This window comes from Halomonas sp. Cn5-12, from assembly GCF_021532545.1.
GTDB lineage: Bacteria > Pseudomonadota > Gammaproteobacteria > Pseudomonadales > Halomonadaceae > Vreelandella > Vreelandella aquamarina.
Genome location: NZ_JAKGAY010000070.1, coordinates 1 through 3241, shown reverse-complemented (window position 1 = coordinate 3241; position 3241 = coordinate 1). Strand labels below are relative to the sequence as shown.

The 3241-nt window shown below is 56.0% G+C and carries 4 protein-coding genes and 1 pseudogene; 4 read left to right on the top strand and 1 reads right to left on the bottom strand.

The features are described from left to right. A pseudogene (locus L1249_RS17275) lies at positions 1–375 on the top strand (hypothetical protein); the annotation flags it as partial. A gap of 28 nt (positions 376–403) precedes the next feature. On the opposite strand, the gene L1249_RS17270 reads toward L1249_RS17275, so the two are convergent. Then, positions 404–538, bottom strand: a complete 135-nt coding sequence (locus L1249_RS17270) for a hypothetical protein (protein ID WP_235253799.1) — start codon at positions 536–538, stop codon at positions 404–406. A gap of 243 nt (positions 539–781) precedes the next feature. Here L1249_RS17270 and L1249_RS17265 point away from each other — a divergent pair, with 243 nt between their 5' ends. The 3 genes from L1249_RS17265 (at position 782) to L1249_RS17255 (ending at position 3086) form a co-directional block, all read left to right on the top strand. After that, the gene (locus L1249_RS17265; protein WP_044629813.1) at positions 782–1309 is read left to right on the top strand and encodes a TetR/AcrR family transcriptional regulator; all 528 of its coding nucleotides are present in this window, start codon (positions 782–784) and stop codon (positions 1307–1309) included. Continuing rightward, entirely contained in the window at positions 1306–2445 is a 1140-nt protein-coding gene (locus L1249_RS17260; protein ID WP_044629814.1) for an MFS transporter, read from the top strand. The genes L1249_RS17265 and L1249_RS17260 overlap by 4 nt, the downstream gene beginning before the upstream one ends. A gap of 212 nt (positions 2446–2657) precedes the next feature. Then, on the top strand, positions 2658–3086 hold the full coding sequence (locus tag L1249_RS17255; RefSeq protein ID WP_044629815.1) for a DUF2231 domain-containing protein: 429 nt from the start codon (positions 2658–2660) through the stop codon (positions 3084–3086). Positions 3087–3241: the final 155 nt, after the last annotated feature.

Sequence of the window (3241 nt, the reverse complement as noted above, 5' to 3'; positions counted from 1 at the left end):
CGAAGGCGGCAGCAGGTAATCGGTCTGGCGATCCACAGGGATGAAGCGGCTCATGGCGATCTTCTCAGCTCGGCGATGACGGTGGTCAGTATCTCACGGTGCAACGGAAAGTCCGACAGGCTGCTAGGCACGCTAGCTAGCGGGTTTGAAGAGAGCGCTAACGGGCGTCCACCCCAATGGATTCGTGAAGCAGGCCAGCAGTTGGATGAGGCGATAAAGGCTTACGGCGATGTGCCCGCCGACCGCCAGGTATTGTTGGAGGGCTTGATTGAGCGGCTTGAACTGGCCCTGGAGCGCTTGGCGCGCATCATGGCGAATCAGCCAACGCGGCCCCACCCACCTATCAAACGTCTATCCCCCGTCGATCAACCGTAGGTGCGTGCTGCGCCATCAACGCCACAATCTAATCGATAAACACGCGCAGCTTGGCGCTAACGCGCCTATTCGGCGGCAACGCCACGTACATTGGCATTGGATTGAGGTGCCAATCATCAAACAAACGCACCAGCTCGCCACGGGATACGTGCCCTTTGGCCATGAAATCCGGCAACCAAATGACGCCGAGCCCCCCAACCTCAATGTACTGATCAACAATGCAGGCATTATGCGGCGCGCAGACGTGTCCTGCACCAGCGATAGAACGTGAAGTTCCTGCGCTGGTTGGAGCGGGATGGACACTTCGATCAGGCGGTGGAGATGCTCAACAAAATGTGAGCCTCCATGCACTCCATCGCAAAAGGTAACAATTGACGATGTAAAATGATCGTTTTACACTTTGCGCATGGATACCAAGACAAAGCTTATTTCAGCAGCAGAACTCCTTTTCGACCGGCATGGTTTTACCGCCACCGGAATGGACAAACTAACCCAGGCTGCTGGCATGTCGAGCCGCACGCTCTACAAACATGCTGGCAGCAAAACGGCGCTGATAACTGACGTGCTCGCAGAGCGGCATCGCCGGTTTCAGCAGCGCATCGAAGTAGAGAGCGTAGAGGCGCTATTTTGCGCGCTGGAAGAGTGGGTCCGGATCGAGGGCTCTCGTGGGTGCCTGTTCCTGCGCGCTTACGGCGAAACCGGTGGCGATACACCGGAAATTGCCAATGCTGTGCTGGCACACAAGGCGAGTCTGTATGAGAAAATTCAGGCAATTGTATTCCTAGAGACCGGCGGCAAACATAATCCTGAACTGGCCGAACAGATCCTTATTCTGTTTGAAGGAGCGACGGCGGCCGCGGTCTATCGCGGGGCTGAGTCAATAACGTCGGCGCGTATCGCTGCGTCAGCGCTCATCCAGCAGGCACGCACATGAATCCCAGCCTTTACCTGGGCGCTACAGGCTTTGGCCTGATTGCCGTCTGCTACGGTTTTGCTCGCTTCGCCTTCGGGCTATTTCTGCCCCAAATCGATGCTGACCTTTCCCTATCGTCTACCATCAGCGGCTTGATATCCGGCGGTGCTTTTCTGGGCTACTGTGTCGCCATCGTGCTATCGGCGTATCTAACCGAACGCATTGGTGCCCGCGCCGTTGCTGTAGCAGCAGCCCTTGTCGCAGCGGTGGGCATGGTGGGCATTGCAGTAGCACCGTCTCCACTATTGCTCGCCACTGCGGTCATGCTGGCAGGGTCCAGTACCGGGCTAGCATCTCCCCCTATGGCAGCTGCGGTTGCCGTTATCGTCCGTCCTGATCGACAAAGCCTTACCAACACCATCATCAATGCTGGTACCAGCGCAGGGGTGGTGCTTTCGGGGCCAATCGCGTTAATGCTAGGCGGACAATGGCGGTTGGCCTTCACGGGCTTTGCTGTCGCTGCTTTTATAATGGCGATAGCTGCGGCATTCATCGTTCCCAGCGAAACAAAAGCGGCCCCGAAAACGGCCACCGGCTTGCCACCGATTAATGGCGTTATTGTTCGCCTGATCGCGGCCGCATTTTTGATGGGGGCGTCCAGTACCGCGCTTTGGTCTTTCGGCGGTCAGCTCGTCACCCATCAGCTTGGTTGGAGCTCGACAGGCGCAGGGCTTCTTTGGATCGCTATTGGTGCTGCCGGTATCGCTGGCGCAGGGGCCGGTACGTTAGTCGCGCGGTTCGGGATTGATCGCACGCATTGGCTTTTTCTTGCGGCATTAGCGGCTGGCATTATGTTAGTTGGCACCAGTATCACAACGCCTTTATTGGCACTCTGCGGTGGCATGCTCTTCGGCGCAGCGTACATCATGCTCACCGGTGTCTATCTAATATGGGGTGTCTCTGCACTGCCCGATCGACCGGCCACGGGTCTAATGATTGGCTTTTTGACCATCGCTATCGGCCAAACCGCAGGCGCGCCAATCTTCGGGCTGCTGATGGATCAGTTAAACATCAACTATGCCGTGACCATCTTCGCATGCCTTGCGTTTACAGCCGGATTGACGAGAGCTGGAAACGCTAAACTCCAGACTGCATGAGCTCACCCTTCAACGCCTCTTAATTGAGTAACCGCCACCATAACGGACGGGCCGAAACGTAGCGTGCAAGTCTCCGCTGCGCTTTGGGCAAGTTCCCAATCGTCAACTATACTCCGCCACAACGAACATGATGTCGTTGCCTGGGCTGGATGCGCGTATGCGCCATGCCAGTTTAGGTACATTAACTCGCTGAACAGCATAAGGAGTTTGCCGTGACAGCCACTGTTGAACGCACTGTTCGAAGCGGAATACATCCGCTTCATGCAGTACTGCTTGCAGGGACTATTCCTCTCTTTCTGGGTGCCGCGTTAAGCGATTACCTCTACTCAACTAGCTACCATATCCAGTGGAGCACCTTCTCTTCCTGGCTTATTGCGGGCGGCCTTGTTTTTACTGGTTTCGCGATATTGGCTGCCATTATCGGCCTTTTTCGGGCTCATCGACGTCGCGGCATCTCGCTGATTTATTTGTGTCTGCTGCTTGTCACCTGGATCGTCGGTTTTATCAATGCGCTGACTCATGCCAGGGATGCCTGGGCGATGATGCCCACCGGTTTTGTTCTTTCGATTGTCGTTACCGTGCTGGCCTGTGCGGCAACCTGGATCGGTTTTTCCCTTCGCAGCGCAGGAGATAAGCCATGAAGGTTTCCAACATTCGCTATGTCACGCCCCTAGCAGTCTGTCGGACTTGAGGTTAATGGATGAGCTGAGGCGTGGGTTCTTCACCCCCCCCTGTGTTGGTGTTGGTGTTGGTGTTGGTGTTGGTGCTGTTGTGTGGCTCTTAACCTGCCCCTCAG

What these genes read in the sequence shown, in the direction of transcription:
- L1249_RS17270 (WP_235253799.1), bottom strand. Translation starts at nt 538, where the DNA reads ATGGCCAAAGGGCACGTATCCCGTGGCGAGCTGGTGCGTTTGTTTGAT.
- L1249_RS17265 (WP_044629813.1), top strand. Translation starts at nt 782, where the DNA reads ATGGATACCAAGACAAAGCTTATTTCAGCAGCAGAACTCCTTTTCGAC.
- L1249_RS17260 (WP_044629814.1), top strand. Translation starts at nt 1,306, where the DNA reads ATGAATCCCAGCCTTTACCTGGGCGCTACAGGCTTTGGCCTGATTGCC.